20 protein-coding genes are annotated in these 18,770 nt (G+C 60.0%); 10 read left to right on the top strand and 10 right to left on the bottom strand.

What is annotated here, in order from left to right; translation table 11 throughout:
* Positions 1–20: 20 nt before the first annotated feature.
* A complete protein-coding gene (locus KTR60_RS18245) occupies positions 21–1,838 on the top strand; it encodes an ABC transporter ATP-binding protein (RefSeq protein WP_007733348.1) in 1,818 nt (605 codons plus the stop codon).
* 118 nt (positions 1,839–1,956) lie between these two features.
* Here KTR60_RS18245 and KTR60_RS18240 read toward each other — a convergent pair whose 3' ends face one another.
* The 10 genes from KTR60_RS18240 to KTR60_RS18195 all read right to left on the bottom strand — a co-directional run bounded on the left by KTR60_RS18240 (position 1,957) and on the right by KTR60_RS18195 (position 11,291).
* Positions 1,957–3,645: an FAD-dependent oxidoreductase gene (locus KTR60_RS18240; protein ID WP_228401119.1), complete on the bottom strand. Its 1,689-nt coding sequence runs from the start codon at positions 3,643–3,645 to the stop codon at positions 1,957–1,959.
* Positions 3,646–3,792: 147 nt separating this feature from the next.
* A complete protein-coding gene (locus tag KTR60_RS18235) occupies positions 3,793–4,992 on the bottom strand; it encodes an acyl-CoA dehydrogenase family protein (protein ID WP_007733351.1) in 1,200 nt (399 codons plus the stop codon).
* Between the two features lie 25 nt (positions 4,993–5,017).
* Positions 5,018–5,998, bottom strand: a complete 981-nt coding sequence (locus tag KTR60_RS18230) for an NADPH:quinone oxidoreductase family protein (protein WP_039973333.1) — start codon at positions 5,996–5,998, stop codon at positions 5,018–5,020.
* Complete coding sequence (locus tag KTR60_RS18225) at positions 5,995–6,417, bottom strand: MaoC/PaaZ C-terminal domain-containing protein (RefSeq protein WP_030537578.1); 423 nt, start codon at positions 6,415–6,417, stop codon at positions 5,995–5,997. Before KTR60_RS18225 ends, KTR60_RS18230 begins: the two co-directional genes overlap by 4 nt.
* A complete protein-coding gene (locus tag KTR60_RS18220; protein ID WP_003945322.1) occupies positions 6,414–6,863 on the bottom strand; it encodes an FAS1-like dehydratase domain-containing protein in 450 nt (149 codons plus the stop codon). The genes KTR60_RS18225 and KTR60_RS18220 overlap by 4 nt, the downstream gene beginning before the upstream one ends.
* Positions 6,864–6,890: 27 nt before the next feature.
* Positions 6,891–7,676 carry an SDR family oxidoreductase gene (locus KTR60_RS18215; RefSeq protein WP_416309245.1) on the bottom strand — a complete coding sequence of 262 codons (786 nt, stop codon included), beginning with the start codon at positions 7,674–7,676 and terminating at the stop codon, positions 6,891–6,893.
* Positions 7,669–8,544 carry an SDR family NAD(P)-dependent oxidoreductase gene (locus KTR60_RS18210; RefSeq protein ID WP_030537576.1) on the bottom strand — a complete coding sequence of 292 codons (876 nt, stop codon included), beginning with the start codon at positions 8,542–8,544 and terminating at the stop codon, positions 7,669–7,671. Before KTR60_RS18210 ends, KTR60_RS18215 begins: the two co-directional genes overlap by 8 nt.
* 1 nt (position 8,545) lies before the next feature.
* Positions 8,546–9,676, bottom strand: a complete 1,131-nt coding sequence (locus KTR60_RS18205) for an NAD(P)H-dependent flavin oxidoreductase (RefSeq protein WP_228401117.1) — start codon at positions 9,674–9,676, stop codon at positions 8,546–8,548.
* Complete coding sequence (locus tag KTR60_RS18200) at positions 9,673–10,431, bottom strand: CoA-transferase subunit beta (protein ID WP_228401116.1); 759 nt, start codon at positions 10,429–10,431, stop codon at positions 9,673–9,675. The genes KTR60_RS18205 and KTR60_RS18200 overlap by 4 nt, the downstream gene beginning before the upstream one ends.
* Positions 10,428–11,291 (bottom strand): CoA transferase subunit A, encoded by an 864-nt coding sequence (locus KTR60_RS18195; protein ID WP_007733364.1) that lies wholly within the window; start codon positions 11,289–11,291, stop codon positions 10,428–10,430. The genes KTR60_RS18200 and KTR60_RS18195 overlap by 4 nt, the downstream gene beginning before the upstream one ends.
* A 160-nt stretch (positions 11,292–11,451) precedes the next feature.
* Here KTR60_RS18195 and KTR60_RS18190 point away from each other — a divergent pair, with 160 nt between their 5' ends.
* The 9 genes from KTR60_RS18190 (at position 11,452) to KTR60_RS18150 (ending at position 18,704) form a co-directional block, all read left to right on the top strand.
* A complete protein-coding gene (locus KTR60_RS18190) occupies positions 11,452–12,084 on the top strand; it encodes a TetR/AcrR family transcriptional regulator (protein ID WP_007733365.1) in 633 nt (210 codons plus the stop codon).
* On the top strand, positions 12,081–13,127 hold the full coding sequence (locus KTR60_RS18185; RefSeq protein ID WP_228401115.1) for a phosphotransferase family protein: 1,047 nt from the start codon (positions 12,081–12,083) through the stop codon (positions 13,125–13,127). Before KTR60_RS18190 ends, KTR60_RS18185 begins: the two co-directional genes overlap by 4 nt.
* 359 nt (positions 13,128–13,486) lie before the next feature.
* Positions 13,487–14,281: an IclR family transcriptional regulator gene (locus KTR60_RS18180; RefSeq protein ID WP_007733367.1), complete on the top strand. Its 795-nt coding sequence runs from the start codon at positions 13,487–13,489 to the stop codon at positions 14,279–14,281.
* Positions 14,282–14,287: 6 nt separating this feature from the next.
* Positions 14,288–14,692 carry a TetR family transcriptional regulator gene (locus KTR60_RS29265; RefSeq protein WP_323374279.1) on the top strand — a complete coding sequence of 135 codons (405 nt, stop codon included), beginning with the start codon at positions 14,288–14,290 and terminating at the stop codon, positions 14,690–14,692.
* Positions 14,689–14,892, top strand: a complete 204-nt coding sequence (locus KTR60_RS18170) for a hypothetical protein (protein ID WP_228401114.1) — start codon at positions 14,689–14,691, stop codon at positions 14,890–14,892. The genes KTR60_RS29265 and KTR60_RS18170 overlap by 4 nt, the downstream gene beginning before the upstream one ends.
* Positions 14,889–15,128, top strand: a complete 240-nt coding sequence (locus KTR60_RS18165; RefSeq protein ID WP_228401113.1) for a hypothetical protein — start codon at positions 14,889–14,891, stop codon at positions 15,126–15,128. Before KTR60_RS18170 ends, KTR60_RS18165 begins: the two co-directional genes overlap by 4 nt.
* 127 nt (positions 15,129–15,255) lie before the next feature.
* A complete protein-coding gene (locus tag KTR60_RS18160) occupies positions 15,256–16,434 on the top strand; it encodes an acyl-CoA dehydrogenase family protein (RefSeq protein WP_042923855.1) in 1,179 nt (392 codons plus the stop codon).
* A 166-nt stretch (positions 16,435–16,600) separates the two neighbouring features.
* Positions 16,601–18,280 (top strand): energy-dependent translational throttle protein EttA, encoded by a 1,680-nt coding sequence (gene ettA, locus KTR60_RS18155; RefSeq protein WP_007730925.1) that lies wholly within the window; start codon positions 16,601–16,603, stop codon positions 18,278–18,280.
* Between the two features lie 4 nt (positions 18,281–18,284).
* Positions 18,285–18,704, top strand: coding sequence for an acyl-CoA thioesterase (locus tag KTR60_RS18150; protein WP_003944475.1), 420 nt, complete (start codon positions 18,285–18,287; stop codon positions 18,702–18,704).
* Positions 18,705–18,770 lie beyond the last annotated feature (66 nt).

Below are 18,770 nucleotides of genomic sequence, written 5' to 3'. Positions count from 1 at the left end.
AGAACGTGAAACCAGATCACATGCGAAACATCGAACGATCCGCTGTCGAGATCACTCCGGCGGAATCCGTACCGGCAAAGCGCGTACTCGGACTGTTCGCGCCGTATCGAACTCAGATCGCCATCGTCACCGCGGTCATCACACTCAGCGCGATCGTGGCGCTGGGCAGCCCGCTGCTCCTACGCGAAATGCTCGACAAGGCGATCCCGGACAAGAACCTCGGACTCGTGAGCGTTCTGGCCATCGGCATGATCGCCATTGCCGTGATCACGAGCTGTCTCGGCGTGGCCCAGACATGGATGTCCAACAGCATCGGCCAGAAACTGATGCACCAACTGCGCGTGCGGGTCTACTCGCATCTGCAGAATCAGTCGCTCGGATTCTTCGCTCGAACCCGAACCGGAGAAGTTCAGTCGCGTATTGCCAACGACATCGGCGGTATGCAGTCGGTGGTCACCAACACGGCAACGTCCATCGCGCAGAATGCAACGACCGTGGCAGCCACCATTGTTGCTCTGTTCCTTCTGGATTGGCGGCTTGCCATCTTCTCGCTGGCGATCTTGCCGGTGTTCATCCGTATCGCACGCAAGATCGGTGACGAGCGCCGCAAGATCTCTGGTAAGCGGCAGAAGCTACTCAGTGATCTGTCGGTCCAGGTGGAGGAATCTCTCTCCGTCAGCGGCATTCTCCTCGGCAAGACGACCGGCGCGAAGTCGGCTCTGACGGATCGATTCACCGAGCGTTCAGCGGAAGTCGCAGACGTCGAACTCCGAGCCATGATGGCCGGCAAGTGGCGCATGGCGACCATGTCGATCACCTTCGCAGCCATGCCTGCACTGGTCTACTGGTTTGCCGGTTTCACTCTCGATCACGGCAACACCATCACCGTCGGCACCCTCGTCGCATTCACCACGCTGCAAACACAATTGTTCCGCCCCACCATGATGCTGCTCAACACGGGCGTCGAGGTGCAGAGCTCGATGGCACTGTTCAGTCGCGTGTTCGAGTACCTGGATCTGCCGATCGACATCGCGGATCCGGAAGAGTCGAAGAGCTTCGACCGCACCAAGATGTCCGGCGAACTTCGGTTCGACCACGTCGACTTCTCGTATCCAGGAACCGACAGCAAGACCCTCGACAACATCGACCTCACGGTCCCGGCCGGCGGAACCTTGGCGCTTGTCGGCTCCACGGGTTCGGGCAAGACCACTCTCGGATACTTGGCCGCACGTCTGTACGACCCGACTGCGGGATCGGTGAGAATCGACGACGTCGATCTGCGGGACCTCGATCTGGCGACGGTCTCCGACCTGGTAGGTGTGGTGTCGCAGGAGACGTATCTCTTCCACACGACGATTCGTGAGAACCTTCGGTTCGCGAAACCCGACGCCACGGACGCCGAGATCGAGCAGGCAGCGCGCATCGCGCAGATCCACGAGTTCATTTCCGGTCTCGACGACGGGTACGACACCATGGTCGGCGAGCGCGGCTACCGATTCTCCGGCGGTGAGAAACAGCGCATAGCGATCGCGCGCACAGTCCTGCGGAATCCGCCGATCCTCGTCCTCGACGAGGCGACGAGCGCCTTGGACAATCGCACTGAACGTGCGTTGCAGGACGCGCTCGACGAGCTGATGGTCGGACGCACCACTCTTGTTGTGGCGCACCGACTCTCCACGGTTCGAGATGCGGATCTCATCGCGGTCCTCGACCAGGGCGTGGTTGTGGAAAAGGGCACCCACGACGAACTGGTGAAGCAAGGCGGGCGGTACGCGCAGCTGCTTGCGGCTTCGGGTAGCGACGCGGTCGAACTGCCTGCGGAATTGCAGACTGTGTGACAGTGCATCCATCGCGTTGGCGAGTCACCGAGCACCGACCAGAGGTGGCATGGATGTTCGTCCAGGCCACCTCCGCGTGGTTGTACGTCGTGCCGACGGGAACGGGAACGACTCCGATCTATCGCGGGTCCTGTCGGCGGTCAGCTGCGTGGCGCGCCGCGATGTATCCGAAAACCATCGCCGGCCCGATGGTCGCGCCTGCCCCGGCGTAGTCGTTGCCCATGACCGCGGACGAGGTGTTGCCCGTCGCGTAGAGATCTGCAATCGGTTCACCGGAACAGTGCATGACCTGTGCATGTTTGTTGTAGACGAGCCCGCCTTTCGTTCCCAGATCGCCGGTTCGTAGTCGAATCGCGTAGTACGGACCTTCGTCGATCATGTCCATCGAGGGGACTGGCAATGTCGGGTCCCCGTAGTAGTTGTCGTACGCACTTTTTCCACGCTCGAAGTCTTCGTCTACACCGTTGTGCGCAAACCTGTTGTATCGATGCACAGTGAGAGCTAATTGTTTCTTCGGAAGTCCGAGGCGGCCGGCCAACTCGTCGAGCGTGTCGCCGGTGTAGAGGAGTTCGTTGTCGAACCAGGATTTCGGGAACTTCTGCCCCGGCATGATCGCTCCGATCTGATAGCGACTTTTGGCCTTCGCGTCGAAGATGAACCACGCTGGGTCGTGACCCCCGGCAATCTGGTTGTGGACGAATGTCACGTAGGGAGCGGATTCATTGGTGAACCGAACTCCGTTCTGGTTCACGATGATCGATCGGGGAACCGACCGTTCGGAGACCAATCCGTGCATGATCCCGTCAGGTCTCTTGAACGAGGGCATCCACCACGCGTCATCCATCAGGTCAACTGCGGCACCGATTTGTTGTCCCGCGCGGATGCCGTCTCCAGTGTTGTCGACCGAACCGAGGCTGTAGTTGGCGCTGGCGTTTTCCGGGAGATACTGCCGACGCATCTCGTCGCTCTGTTCGAAACCGCCGCAGGCGAGCAGTACGCCTTTGGAAGCTCGGATTCTGACAGTGCGGCCGTTGCGCTCGGCCACCACACCCACCACGCAATCATCGTCGTCCGTGATCAGCGATTCCATCGCAGTGTTCAGCCAAAGCGGAACGCCGGCTTGTTTGATCGCCAGGCGCAGACGGCCGACCAGGGCCTGCCCGAGTGTTTCCATGTGCCTTCTGGTCAGAACACTCTTCGCTGCACGCCACCCGGTTGCCAGCGCGGCACGTCGCCCTGCCCAGGTACGCATGACCATGTTCAGTTTCACGAACTCTTTGGATGTGATGTACAGACCGGCGGGAGTCGGAAGTGCGCCGGGGCGCAGACCGGACTCGTCGGTGCCGAGCATTTTCAGGTCGAAAGGAAGCGGTTCGATAGTACGTCCACGTGGGCGACCGCCCGGCTTCTCCGGGTGATAGTCCGAATAGCCCGTACACCATTGGAATCGCATGAGCGGGCTGGTCTTCTCGAGGAACTCGAACACGCGTGGACCTTCGTCGACGAACGCGTCGATGTTGTCCTCGGGAACTCCATCACCAACGACAGCTCGCATGTACGCCCGGACGTCGTCACGGCTGTCCGAGAGCCCTTCACGGATGAGAGTTGGATTGTTGGGCACCCAGATGTTGCCGCCCGACAGCGCGGTGGTGCCGCCATAAACGTCTGCTTTTTCGATGACGAGGGTGTTCAGACCATTGGCGGCGGCTGCCAACGCCGCGGTCAACCCACCGGCACCGCTGCCGACAACGAGGAAGTCCACTTCGTGATCGAAGGACACTTCCCTTGATTTTGACGCGCGAGGCATTTGCCTCTCCTATTCAATTGGTTGAGGTTTTCTCTTCACGGGCCGCAGCCCGAAGGGGTTGACCGAGGTCAACCATGCGCTCGAGCGGACGAAGGCTGATGATTCAGCAATACAACGGCTTTCGCGGGCCTCGAACACCGATCGCCGTCAGCGGTGCTTGCGCAACTCGTGGCGTGCGACGCTCCTGATATGCACTTCGTCTGGTCCGTCGGCGATACCGAGGATCCGGGCACTCGCCCACATTCTCGCGATCGGGAAGTCGTCGGTGACACCGCCACCCCCGTGGCACTGGATCGATCGATTCAGGACGTTGCGCGCCACACGAGGACCGATGACTTTGACTGCCGCGATCTCGATCTGAGCGCCCTTGGCTCCGACCTGGTCGATGAGCCATGCTGTCTTCAGCACCAGAAGGCGGGCCTGCTCGATTTCCATTCGCGATTCGGCGATCCAGGTCCGGACAACTCCCTGATCCGAGATCGGCCCGCCAAAAGCGTTACGAGACTGGGCACGTCGAACCATCAAGTCCAATCCGCGCTCCGCCATGCCGATACAGCGCATGGCGTGGTGAATTCTGCCTGGACCCAGGCGCGCCTGTGCGATGGCGAACCCGTCTCCTTCGGACGCAAGCATATTTGTTGCCGGTACTCGAACGTTATCGAACCGAATTTCACAGTGGCCGTGTTGGTCGTGGTATCCGAATATCGGTAAACTGCGCACGATTTCGACTCCAGCGGTGGCGACGGGCACCAAGATCATCGATTGCTGCTTGTGGGGCTCTGCCTCGGCATTCGTCTTCCCCATGACTACCAGAATTTCGCACCTTGGGTCTGCTGCACCGGTCGTCCACCATTTTCGACCGTTCACGATGTATTCGTCGCCGTCCCGAACAATCGACGTCGTGATGTTTCGGGCATCGGAGGACGCAACATCGGGTTCAGTCATGGAGAAGCCCGAACGCATTGTGCCGTCGAGCAGTGGTTGAAGCCATCGCTCCTTCTGCTCGCGGGTTCCCACCAGGTGCAGGATCTCCATGTTTCCGGTATCGGGCGCCGCGCAGTTGAGGGCTTCGGGGGCAATGTAGGGCGAGCGTCCCGTCACCTCGGCGATGTGGGCGTAGTCGAGGTGAGACAGTCGTGAGAGCGCCGGCATGAACAGATTCCACATGCCCTGGCGTCTCGCTTCCAACTTCAGCGACTCGACCACGGGTGGCAAGACGTGACTGCGAGGTCCTGCGGCCTCGAGTTGTTCGGAGTAGACCGACTCAGCTGGGTAGACGTGTTCGTCCATGAATGCTTCTAGACGCGCGATGATTTCGCGCGCGGCGGGGCTCGGAGCTAAGTCCATTGACGGCACCTTTTGTCGTGAATTGTCATTCGGGGTTGGTTGAGAGGATGACTTTGCCCAGCGCTCGTCGACTCATGACTTCCTCGAGTGCGGTAGGAGCATTGATCAGCGGGTGGATGCTGTTCACATGAGGAGACAGAGCGCCACCGTCGTACATGTCGAAGAGCGCTCGCATGTTGTCCGCGTTGCACTCCGGATTACGCTTCGCCCATGCGCCCCAGAGAACTCCATGTAGCGCCCCGCCAACGACGAGGAGGCGATTCATGCCGATCTTCGGAATCTGCCCCGAAGCGTAGCCAACCGTCAAATATCTTCCTGCGGTGGATAATGCGCGCACCGCTGTAGCGGCGTGATCTCCACCGACCGGGTCGTACACCACGTCTACACCGGACGGTGCGACCTGTGCGACTCGTTCGCGAAGGTTGCCCGTTGTGTAGTTGATCAACTCGTCTGCTCCATGTTGCTTACAGACCTCGAGTTTCGCTTCGGAGGACGCCGCCGCCACCACGCGTGCACCCAATGCTTTGCCGATCTCGATTGCGGTGAGCCCGACGCCCCCGGAGGCACCCAGGACGAGCAATGTCTCTCCTGGTTGGATCGCAGCTCGGTCGACGAGTGCGTGGTAGGACGTTCCGTAGGTAACCACGAATCCGGCAGCGTCGGAGAAACTCATGGAATCAGGGATGACAAAGACCTTGTCACTGGTGACCGCCACGAGTTCCGCGTATCCGCCCATGCCGCAGAAGGCCATGACTCGCATCCCCGGGGTGACCCCTTGGACGTCCGAGCCGACACTGTGCACTACACCCGCGACTTCCGACCCTGGAATGAAGGGGAGTGGGGGTTTAGTTTGATACGTTCCGGCGACGATCAACCCGTCGGGAAAATTGACACCCGCCGCCTTGACCGAGACGAGAACTTGGTTCGGTGTCGGCGTGGGATCGTCAATTTCTGTGAACTGCAGTTGATTCGGCAACCCCAGCTGGGTACATACGTGCGCCTTCACGGCCGCTCCGAAGGTACGAGGGGCGTCCGCACGAAGGTTGCCCACGCCTTGACCGCCAATCCGCCGGTCTGCCGCGTGCAGGCGAGTTCGACGTCGATCTTGTCACCTTCGTCGTCCGCATAGGTTCGTTCGACAAGCGCTGAGCATGTCAGAGTGTCTTCGGGCCAAACCTGTTCGAGGAACCGAACTCGTATCGCTCGGATGTTCTCTGCACCCAGCCAATCGGTGGCGAAGGTGGCCAGGAGCCCAGCTTGGAACATCCCGACCGAAAACGGACTCGGGTACCCCGCCGCCTCGGCGAAAACCTGGTCGTGATGAATCGGATTCATGTCTCCCGACGCACCTTGGTACCTGACGAAATCGGTGCGGGATACCGGACCGACAACCCACGGGGTCGGGACTGACACTGTGTTGATCAAGATTCCTCCACAGTCGGTCGAGCAGTTTCCACTCCGGTCATAGTTGCCCGAGCAATGAGATTTCCCTGTTCGTCTTCGAAATCCGTTGTCATCACGGCAAAAGTCATCTCGCCGCCCTTCCGTCCCTGCTTCGTGTAGATGTCGACGATCCGCGAAGTGCAGTTCAGACGAGTACCTGCGCGGGGAGGTGGACCGAAGAACTCGTACTTCTGTTCGGCATGGAGTCCGCGTTTGCCGTCGAGTTCTACCTTCCGCCACGGATCCGAGCCCTCTGTCTGCCAGAGGAGGGTCGTGGTGAGAAACGTCGGGGGCACTACCGGGAACTCGTCTTCGACATAGTTCCGATTGCTCGAATACGTGGCAACGGCGAACTCACGAATCTTGCCGCGCTCGATGTCCATACGGAACGGGGTGCCCGTGATACCTAGTGACTCTTTGTCGACCACAGCTTCTCCTTCAGAGCCCATGGGTGGCTATGCATGTTGGCTACTTACCGAAACGACTTCGCCCGTCATGTACGACGAGTAGTCGCTTGCAAGAAAGACCATGACGTTGGCGACCTCCCACGGCTGTGCCGCACGACCGAAAGCCTCACTCTTGCTGAGCTGTTCGAGCAGTTCGTCGCTGGTCACCTTGGCAAGGTGAGGATGCATCGCGATGCTCGGTGCAACCGCGTTGACCCGGATTCCGTGCGGTGCCACGTCGAGGGCAGAGCATCGTGTGAGCGCCATGACGCCGGCTTTCGCTGCGGCGTAGTGCGACTGCCCTTCCTGCGCACGCCAGCCGATGACCGACGCGTTGTTGACGATCACCCCCGACCCTTGTGGAATCATGACTCTCAACACTGATCGTGTGGTGCGGAAAGTGCTCGTCAGGGTCACATCGAGTACCGAACACCACTGCTCGTCGGTCATACTTTGAATGCTCGCCGTCCCGCCGAGGCCTGCGTTGTTGATGAGGACGTCGATGGATCCATACTCGGCAACCACCCGATCGACCATTGCGTCGATCTGCTGATTGTCCGTGACATCGCAAGGAACAGTGAGTGGGCGGGTGCCGAACTCGGACTCGATGCGGTCGGCGGCCGCGATCAATCTGCGCTCATGCCGGTCACTGATCGCCAGTCGGGCACCTTCGGCAGCAAAGCGTTGTGCCGCTGCGAATCCGATTCCAGTTCCCGCTGCTGCTGTCACCAGAACGGATTTGCCTTCAGCAAGGCCGTGTCCCGGACCAGGGATCGGCGCAGTCGTCTCAGACAATTTCACTCATCGCCTCTGTCAACTCTTCCACCGTCCATCGCGAGTCTCTGGCGATGGTCTTTCCGTACTGCCACCCGAGAAACTGGCGGACTTCGCCGCCTTTGGCGTAAAACACCTGACCAGTGGCGGGGCACTTCTCGGTGAGCAGATAGGCCACAACTGGCGAGACGTTGCCTGGATGATAGGTGTCGAATGTACTCGGATCGTCAGGTGCTGCAACAAGTTCCTTGATACCGGGAACGTTCTCGGTCATCCGTGTCCTGGCCACAGGCGTAATTGCGTTGACTCGCACACCGTATCGGGCGACCTCCTGTGCGAGGATCGTTGTCAACGCTGCGATCCCGGCCTTCGCGGCGCCGTAGTTGCTCTGACCGACGGCACCGAGCAGCCCGGAGGTGCTCGATACGTTCACGATCGACGCCGCGACGGTTTCGCCCGACTTCGAACGCTCGCGCCAGTAGTTGCCGAATACAGTGCAGGGCGCGAATGTAGCGCGTAGTTGTCCCGAGATCACGTCGTCCCAATCGGCCTCGGGCATGTTCAGAAACATTCGATCACGCAGGATGCCGGCATTGTTGACCAGGCCGTCGACCGAGCCGAATGCCTCGAGGGCCAGGTCCAGGAGTTCGCTCGCGCCGTCGATCGTCGTGACGTCCGCGACACTGGCAACTGCGATTCCTCCGGCCGCGACGATTTCGTCGACGACCGATGCCGCAATACTGATGTCGTTTCCGTGCCCGTCCGGTCCGGCGCCGGTGTCGTCGACAACCACTTTTGCGCCTTCGGCCGCAAGTAGCAGGGCGTGCTCCCGGCCCAAACCACGACCGGCGCCGGTTACTATGATTACTCGATCTTTCAGCTGATTCATTTCAGTTCGTTGTTCCTTTCACGTTTTCAGTTGACAAGACTCGACTGTCCAATTCGGGTGCGGGTGTGAGTCGAGCAAGGACGGCCTCCGCGTCCTGCATGATGCGTTCGACGAGTTCTGCGCTACTGGGGATGTCGTCGATCAGTCCGACGACCTGCCCGGTCGCCATGACTCCGATATCCGTGCGGCCGTCGAGGAGTGCGGATCGGTACAGCATCGGTGCGTTGGCGGCCATCACAACTTGCCGCCAGCCGAGTTCGTGGCTCTTCCGCATTTCCAGGCCTTCACGTATCAACTTCGGCCAGGGTGTTCCCGAGAGACGTTGGAAAGCAACAGCATTGCGGGCAGCACGTAACATGCGCGTCGGTCCGTGGCTTGATTCGAGTTGATCGATCGTTCCTGCGCGCAGCACACGCTGAGGAACCCCGTCGATCTCGAGTGTGACCACGGTGTCGTTGACCGACTTCGAGAGATAGACATCTTTGACTGCCTGAGACACCGGCGAATCGCTGGTGAGCATGAAGCGAGTCCCCATCGCGATTCCGTCTGCACCGTAGGCGAGTGCTGAGACGAGACCTCGGCCGTCGAAATATCCGCCTGCCGCGATAACGGGGATGTCGACGGCGTCGACTACCTGTGGCAGAAGCAAACTCGTGGGAACTGCGCCTGTGTGTCCGCCGCCCTCGCCGCCTTGAACGACAACTGCGTCAACTCCCCACGCTGCAACTTTCTCGGCATGTCTGCGAGCTCCGATCGACGGCACGACAACAAGGCCTGCATCTTTGAGTCGGCCGATCAGCGCCTGGTTCGGTGCGAGCGCAAAGGAGGCGATCTTGACCCCCGATCGAATGAGAAGTTTGATTCTGCGATCGATGTCGTCCTGGTTGGCTCGCAAGTTCACGCCGAATGGTTGGTCGGTGCGGTCTTTGACGTAATCGATGGCGCTGACGAGTTCGTCGTAGGTCAGCATCGCCCCGGCGATGATTCCCAAACCGCCGGCTTTGGTTGTGGCCGCCGTAAGTCGGGCGTCCGAGACGTACCCCATGCCGGTCTGCACAATCGGATACTTCACACCGAAGAGTTCGCAGATACGGGTGTGCAGTGGCCCGGTACCTGAGTTCAGCACGGTCATGCCGGTACTTCCTTGTCACGTAGGTTCCGTGGATCGATGACGTTGCGAATCAGGTCGAGTTCCTCGCTTGTGGGGGTTCGAGTAGTGGGTACGGCTTTGGGCAGGTGGAGTTCGAACCCGGTTGCGGCTACTACTTCGTCGACGGTTACGCCGGGGTGAGTCGACACCAGACGCAACTGTCCGCTATCCGGCTCGAAGTCCAGAACTGCGAGATTTGTGACAACTCGTCGTAACTCGTGGTATCGGCTGGCCGACGGTCCGGCCTTGCGTGCATTGTCGTTTCCGACACCGGAAACCATGTCGACCTGTGAAGTGAGAACGCGTGCACTGTGTTTCGGCACCCAGTAACTTGTCGGGTGATGCACGGTATTGCTCGGCGCTCCGCGGACTCCCAAGAGTTGCACTGTCGGCCGCGAATGATCACCTATCGCGGAGATGTTGCAGTTCCCATAGGAATCGAGCTGCGTGGGAATCATCATGATGTGCCGTTTGCCATTCCAGACGAGATTGAAGATCTGGTTGAAGGGCAACCACGATTCGACCTCGCCTGCCGGAGTTCGGTCGACGGCCCACGTGCCGCGCACGGCTGACGCTTCTCCGTCGGACAAAACGAGATCGGGTTCGAAAGTGTGACGCGCCAATCGCACACCGATTGCAGGTATCACGCCGAATGCGCTCGCGATCATTTCACCGTTGCCTCGGTACGCCTCGGCGCACGCGATCGCGCAGACCTCTGCCCGAGTGGCGTCACTCATGCCGGCACTCCTTCGAATTCCGCAGCGACGAGTCTCTGGTAGTCGGCCTCGGAGCCGGACAGATATCGGTCCACGAAGCGTTGCCAAGCTTCTGGATCTTTTGCTGCAGTGGCATATTCGAGTTGGAAAGCCTCGTCACGATCGTAGTCGGGTACGCAGGATGTGAAATGCGCACCACCTGGAGCGTGAACGACTCCCGATACAAGCAACCGGGGAATTCGAATCGTCGACGGATGTGCATCCGCGGTCAACTCCGCAGTGGGAACCACTTGTTCGCAAGAGACATAGACCGATTCGGCAGCTAGGCAGAACAGGTCGTCGAAGTACAGGTCCGGCCCGAGGTATTGGGCATTGCCATGCATGTCCGCGCGGTTCATATGTACCAGCGCGGCATCGAGGGGGAGCGCCGGCATCGCAACCAATGATTCGCCCGCATAAGGATCGACGATCGTCTGCAGTTCCGGATTCACCCGGAGGACGTCGGAACCGAGTCCCGCGCGAGTCGGCAGGTAGGGCATACGGATCCCGGCCGCGTACAGGCCCCATTGGAGCATGCCCTCGTCGTATTCGCTGACCTCGATACGACCAGCCTGTCGGGCTGCTCTGAAGTGAGGGTCCAGGGGGATCGAGTCCAGCGAGACGAAACCGAACACAACCTTTCGAACCTTTTCGGCTGCGCACAACAACCCCACATCAGCTCCGCCGTACGACACAACGGTCAGATCGGTCAGTTCTGACTTGAGGATCTCTCGGATGAGTGACATCGGCTTCCGGCGCGAACCCCACCCGCCGATTCCGATTGTCATTCCCGATCTCAGTCGACTTACGACATCTGCTTCCGACATTGTCTTGTCCGACACGCGTCCGTCCTCTCCTGGTATTTCACGAGCGCTCAAAGTTCCGTATCAAACGTTTGCTACGCGGTACGGAGCGACTGTAGCAAACGTTTGATTCGCGGTATAGAGTCAAAATTGCAACCTCGTCAGAGGTGACACGTGAAGACTCGTCAGGAGGACTTGAATGGAATGGTCGGATCGTCACGACTTGATACTCGAACAGGCTGCAGAACTGTTCGCCACCAAGGGGATCGCGGGCACCAAAGTTCGCGATATCGCTGATGCGGTGGGAATTCTGTCCGGAAGCCTTTATCACTACTTCCCATCGAAGGATGCAATCGCGAATACGATTGTCACACAATATCTTCAGGCGCTCACGAGCGCATACGGGTCGATCCTGGAATCTGCCGGTGACCCACGTACTCGCCTCGGTTCGCTGGTTCGAGCTTCGTTTCAGGTCAGTCAGGCGCACCCACACGCCTCCGAGATCTATCAGAACAACAGCACCTATCTCCGGAAACTTGACTCCTATCACGACATCCGTGAGGCCGCCCGTAGCACCAAGGACGCCTGGATCGCTGTTATCGAATCCGGAATGAGCGCAGGCGAGTTTCGATCGGACCTGCCGGCGGAGATTCTCTACGGACTGATTCGCGACGCTGTGTGGTTGTCGCTCCGATGGTTCAGCCCCACAGAGGAGTTCGGTCTTTCAGAGCTCGCCGATGCCGTCGTTTCGGTGTTTCTCGACGGCATCGATGCGCCGCTGAAATCAGCATCTGTCGGAAGTGGTCCCGCGCGAGAGGGTGTGAGGTCGTGAACCCGGCACCGCAGGGCGACAACGGTTTGTGTGAGCCCCTGGTGGCGGCGTGGTTCCGTGAGTATCTGCCCGATGCCACGCAAGGATTGCTCGAATTCGAACGGATCGCCGGTGGACGCTCGAACCTGACTTACTCGGTGAGCGACGAGGCAGGTTCTCGATGGGTGCTACGTCGACCCCCGCTCGGAATCAGGCATGCATCCTCCCATGATGTAATTCGCGAAGCTGACATTCTCGAGCGACTGCAGAACGTGCCGGTTCCGTCACCGATCGTTGTAGGCAAGTGCATTGACGAATCTGTGACTGGTGCTCCGTTCTTTGTCATGGACTTCATCGACGGCGCAGTCCTGCGTGATCCGGAGGTAGTACGCGCGAAAATCCCGTACGAAACGCGAGCCGGATTGGCCGCGGAACTGGTTCGCAATCTTGCCGCCCTGCACTCGGTCGACCCTCGTGAGATCGGATGGAATGCTCTGGCCGATCGGACGGACTACATCGATCGTCAGTTGAATCGGTGGTTGCGGAACTGGAAGGGTGATCGTGTGCGAGATAGCCTCGACCTCGAACGCACACATGCCAAGTTGTCTCGAAATATTCCCCCTCAGTGCAGTAGCAGCGTCGTGCACGGTGACTTTCGCCTTGACAACTGCATTGTCGGCGCCGACGGCGTGATCGCCGGAATACTGGATTGGGAACTGGCCACGGTGGGTGACCCCTTGGCAGACCTGGGCCAACTGTTGGTCTATTGGGCCGAACCCGATGACGATGTTTGTGCATTGGAGAATGCTCCGACTCGAATCGAAGGGTTCCCGTCGCGCGATGAGCTGTTGGACGTCTATATCTCTGCGGCCCAACAAGATGCGGACTTCAATATCGACTTCTACATTGCGTTCAACTGGTGGAAGATCGCATGCATTGTCGAGGGTGTGTACAGCCGCACGCTACGTGGCGCGATGGGCGAAATCGAGCGGTCGGCGGAATCGTTCGGCGCCCAGGCGGACAGGCTTGCGGCACAAGCGTGGCGAATGGCCCAACGGATTTGACGGAAATCTTCCGTGCGACTTTCTGGTCTAGTGGAATATGCCTCCGGGGCAACGTATTTCGTCCTTCTCTGTTCATGTTGCGGCGTTAACGTCCACCGTGATCCTTCTGTGAATGCTCCTGAGGTTTTTCTCTTCACACCCGATGTCAACATGGCACAATTTGTCACACTGAGATCGTTCGAACATCCGACGGTGACGGACGGCCTGGTGTCGCGGTGCTGTTGCAGCGGGCCGTAACCAGTAAGCCCGATGTCGGCAACAACGGCCACGGCGACAACACCGTTGCCGACGGTAGCGCTTTTCGGCTCCACGTGCCCCACATGCACCATAAATTGTGGGAATGACTTCAAGGAATTCGCATGCAAGCTTCCGCTCGTGCAGACGCTACGACCCCGGCGGGGTTCCTGGATCGACTGGCGTCGGTCATGGATGCTTTCGAAGTGTCCGGACAGCTCACTCTCAGTCAAGTTTCGCGAATTACCGGCTTGCCTCGTTCGTCGGTGCATCGCATGCTCGAGCAGCTCGTCGCCAAGAAGTGGCTCCGGCGGGATGGCACTGATTACTGCCTTGGAATCAGATTGATGGAGCTGGGAAGCCTTGCAATACAACAGGATCGATTGTATTCGGTCGCTTTGCCCTTCCTCCGCGAGTTGCATCGAGTGACCGGACTGGTAGTGCAGTTCGGAGTGCTGGACGCGCCGGATGTCGTTTACCTCGACAAGATCGGCGGAATGCTGTCCGGTGTAGTTCCTACTCGTGTCGGCGAACGTTCTTCGGCCGACAGGTCGGCTCTTGGACGTGCGCTCCTTGCGTTCGGAGGCTCCCCTGTGGGCGCTGAAGCGCCGATGACTCTAAGGCAGGAACTCAGTCGAATACGTGATACCGGCGTAGCGTACGGCGCGGGGCTGTTGAGTCCCGGCCTCAATTGCGTTGCTGCACCGGTTGGGCCGCAAGGAAACGCGATTGCTGCCGTTGCTGTTTCCGGTCCGTCCGCGATGCTCAAACTCGACTACCGAAGTGCGGTACCTGTCCGCCTTGTAGCGTCATCGATTTGGGGGGCGGTTGGCCAAACTGCGACACATTTCGATGTTCAACGCACCATGCGTGAACTGCGAGCGTTGCCGTCGGCGGGACCCAGGCGTATGCGTTCGTGAACGTCGATGATCCGTAGACTTGGTCCTGCGCTGCCGCCTCGAATCGCGTCAAATGGCGATGGGGGTGAGACGAGGCTGGCCTGGCGTCTCGATGTCCAGTCGGTGGCGGAACTGATCGAAGGCGAAGTGGACGGTTCATGGCTTCCGCAGCCGATGCCAGGGTTCTTCCTGTTCAACTCCGAAGCACGGTGGCGCACCGTGCGATACTGGCATGAGCATGGTTCAGTGTCTAACTCCCCGTCGCTCACCCAACGGCGGAAGGAGCAGGCAAAGTTGGAGATATCACGTTGTGCTGCAGAGCTTTTTGTCCTTCGCGGCGAGAATCCGGTGACCGCCGAGGGCATTGCACGCGCAGCTGGAATCGGACTTCGCACGTTCTATCGATACTTCGGACGAAGGAAGATGCGGTGAGGCCGATACTCGCCAACGGGATCGACGAATGGCTCGGGTATATCGCGTCCAGTTCGCCGGGTACGCCTGTTGTTCAGGTGCTGGCATCCGCCGCCCGCGTCGCACTGAATTCACCTGCCGCAACACCCGATGCGATTGCGTTGATTCGCCGACTTCAAAGGATTGTTTCTGGCGATCCGGCGCTTCGGAACGCGTGGTGAGCTTGGTCAACGACACCGAGACTGCTTTGGTGCTCGTACTGCGTGATTTGATGGGACCCGGCGCAGAGCAACTGGAAGTGCGTTTGCTTGCAATTGCAGCGAACACGGCCCAGCGGATGGCCGTTGTCGCGTGGGTTGACGGGGACTCCCCGGCGTATGGCGACGGCTCGCCTGCGGAAGTTGCGATGAGGTGTATTCGCATTCTGACCGCGGGACTGGGGCACGTGTCGACCTGAACGCCACTGGCCTTGTCGCATTCGTATTGATCGGCGCTGAACGAACTGGCCGTTCTACTTCCGCATTTTTCTAGAACGTGTTCTACTTTATTGAAGGTTGGCGGGCTATCAATGGAGGCGGAAGATCATGGGTCAGGTTCTGGACAACATCTCACAGTTCGCCGACGAGATCCGCGCCGACGGGGTCGAGGGCGACAAGCTGATGCGCTTGACGGACGGCAGCGCGAAGCGTTTGCGCGACGCCGGCGTCATCCGGATGTTGCAGCCGAAGGAGTTCGGAGGCCTCGAGGCGCATCCGCGTGAATTCGCCGAGACGGCAATGGCTATCGGCGCGATGGACGGTGCCACGGGCTGGGTCAGCGGCATCGTCGGTGTGCATCCGTGGGAGCTTGCGTTCTTCGACCGCAAGGCTCAGGAAGAGGTGTGGGGAACCGATCCTGATACGTGGATGGCGTCGCCGTATGCGCCGATGGGTGTGGCGAGGCCGGTCGAGGGTGGGTACATCCTCAACGGTCGTTGGTCGTTCTCCTCGGGTACCGATCATTGTGACTGGATCATGATCGGTGCGATGGTCGGTGACGAGTCCGGTAAGCCGTTGATGCCGCCGAAGATTCTGCACGTGTTGTTGCCGCGTTCGGATTACGACATCGACCAGGACAGCTGGAATGTCGTGGGTCTGCGCGGTACGGGGTCGAAGGATCTGATCGTCAAGGATGCGTTCTTGCCGACGTACCGCACGATCGACGCCGGAAAGGTTTTCGACGGGACGGCGTGGAAGGAAGCGGGTCGTACGGAGACGTTGTACAAGTTCCCGTTCTCGTGCATTTTCCCGTTGGGGATCACTTCGTCGTTGATCGGTATCGCCGAAGGTGCGTTGGCGTGCAACATGGCGGCGCAGCGTGAGCGTGTGACGGTCAGTGGTGTTCCGATCAAGGAAGATCCGTACGTGCTGTTCGCGATCGGTGAGGCGGCGGCCGAGATCGCTGCTTCTCGGGCTGCGATCTTGGAGACGGTGGATCGTTTCTGGGACATGACGGAGAAGGGGCAGGAAGTTTCGTTCGAGCTTCGTGCGATCGGTCGGCGTACGCAGACTGCTGCTGCGTGGCGGGCGGTGCGGGCGGTGGACGAGATCTTTGCTCGTTCCGGTGGTGGGGCTTTGCAGTTGAGCACGCCGATGCAGCGGTTCTGGCGTGATGCGCATGCCGGTTTGGCGCACGCGATCCATGTACCCGGTTCCATTTTCCATGCGTCGACGCTCTCGCAGCTCGGTGGCGAGCCGAAGGGCATCCACAGGGCAATGATCTGAGCCGTCCTGGGGACACCCGGAGGTGTCCCCATCGCGGTTTTCGTGGGGGTCGATGAGCATGTCGGTGAATCTGGTCGATGACCTCGGACTGTCCGCAGAACCCGCATCGGAGTGACGGCCAACGCGCAATGTGGGTTATAGGGCAAACACCGATAGGCTGGCGGTCATGGCTGAGTTCATTTACACGATGAAGAAGGTGCGCAAGGCGCACGGTGACAAGGTCATCCTCGATGACGTCACGATGAGCTTTTACCCCGGCGCGAAGATCGGTGTCGTCGGACCGAACGGCGCTGGTAAATCCAGCATCCTCAAGATCATGGCCGGACTGGACCAGCCGGGCAACGGCGAGGCATTCCTGGCTCCGGGCGCGACCGTCGGCATCCTCATGCAGGAGCCGGAGCTCGACGAGACCAAGACTGTTCGCGAGAACGTCGAGGACGGTCTCGGAGAGACGATGGTCCAGCTCAAGCGGTACAACGAGATCGCCGAGCTGATGGCTACGGATTACTCCGACGAGCTCATGGAAGAGATGGGCGAGCTGCAGGAGAAGCTCGATCACGCAGATGCGTGGGAGATCGACTCGCAGCTCGAGCAGGCTATGGACGCCCTGCGCTGCCCCCCGCCGGAAGAGATGGTCACCCACCTCTCCGGTGGTGAGAAGCGACGCGTTGCGCTCTGCAAGCTGCTGCTGAGCAAGCCCGACCTCCTGCTCCTCGATGAGCCCACCAACCACCTCGACGCCGAATCTGTCCTGTGGCTCGAGCAGCATCTCGCTGCTTACCCCGGCGCAATCCTCGCCGTGACTCACGATCGCTACTTCCTCGATCACGTCGCGCAGTGGATCTGTGAAGTCGACCGCGGACGCCTGTACCCGTACGAGGGCAACTACTCCACCTACCTGGAGCAGAAGGCTGCACGCCTCGAAGTTGCCGGCAAGAAGGATCAGAAGCTGCAGAAGCGCCTCAAGGACGAGCTCGCATGGGTTCGTTCCGGCGCCAAGGCCCGCCAGGCCAAGAACAAGGCTCGTCTCGATCGCTACGAGGAAATGGCGAACGAAGCCGAGAAGACGCGCAAGCTCGACTTCGACGAGATCCAGATCCCGGCACCGCCGCGCCTGGGTGACGTGGTCGTGGAGGTCTCGAACCTCGACAAGGGCTTCGACGGTCGCGTTCTGATCAAGGATCTCTCGTTCACGTTGCCGCGCAACGGAATTGTCGGCGTCATCGGCCCCAACGGCGTCGGTAAGACGACGCTGTTCAAGACCATCGTCGGTCTCGAGGAGCCTGACGCCGGTGAGGTCAAGATCGGTCAGACGGTCAAGCTGAGCTACGTCGACCAGAACCGTTCCGGAATCGACCCCAAGAAGACGGTCTGGGAGACCGTGTCGGACGGGCTCGATTTCATCGTCGTCGGCCAGACCGAGTTTCCCTCGCGTGCGTACATCAGCTCGTTCGGTTTCAAGGGTCACGATCAGCAGAAGCCGGCCGGCGTCCTCTCCGGTGGTGAGCGCAACCGCCTGAACCTGGCGATGACGCTCAAGCAGGGCGGCAACCTGATCCTGCTCGATGAGCCCACCAACGACCTCGACGTCGAAACCCTCGGCTCGCTGGAGAACGCTCTCGAAGAGTTCCCCGGCTGCGCCGTCGTGATCTCGCACGATCGCTGGTTCCTGGACCGGACTTGTACCCACATCCTCGCGTGGGAAGGTGGCTTCGGCGACAACGAGGCAGCTTGGTACTGGTACGAGGGCAACTTCGAGGGCTACGAGGCGAACAAGGTCGAGCGACTCGGCCCCGACGCCGCACGCCCGCACCGCGTGACTCACCGCAAGCTCACCAGGGACTGATCCGGTGTCCGACGTATACACAGCGCAGATCCAGGTCCGGTGGGGCGATTCCGACCGGTTGGGTCACGTCAACAACACGCGTTACGTCGAGTACATGCAGGAAGCGCGCATCCAGTTCCTGGAAGCGAAACTGGCGCCGCTCGGCGGCCGGCCGGGATACCTCGTGGTTCGAAAGATGACCGTCGAGTTCCTCAAGCCGGTCACCGATCGGTCCGGTCCCTTGAATGTGGAGATCTTCACGACTCACGTCGGGACTTCCTCGTTCACGGTTCGGCACGTCATCCGTGACAACGCGGGTGTCGAATGCGCTTTCGGCGACGCGTTGATGGTCGGATTCGACACGGTGTCCGAAAAGTCCAGACCGCTGGCGGACAGCGAACGCGCGGTGCTCGAAGCATCGCTTGTTCAGATGACGACATCGTAGATTTCGTTTCTCAGTTCACCCTAGGTACTGGTTGCCGCGGCTAGTCTCGAGTCAGAGATTGGTCGC

This window comes from Rhodococcus sp. C1 (assembly GCF_020809065.1).
GTDB lineage: Bacteria > Actinomycetota > Actinomycetes > Mycobacteriales > Mycobacteriaceae > Rhodococcus_F > Rhodococcus_F qingshengii.
Note: the sequence above shows the minus strand (reverse complement) of the source record. Positions and strands in the feature narration are given on the sequence as shown.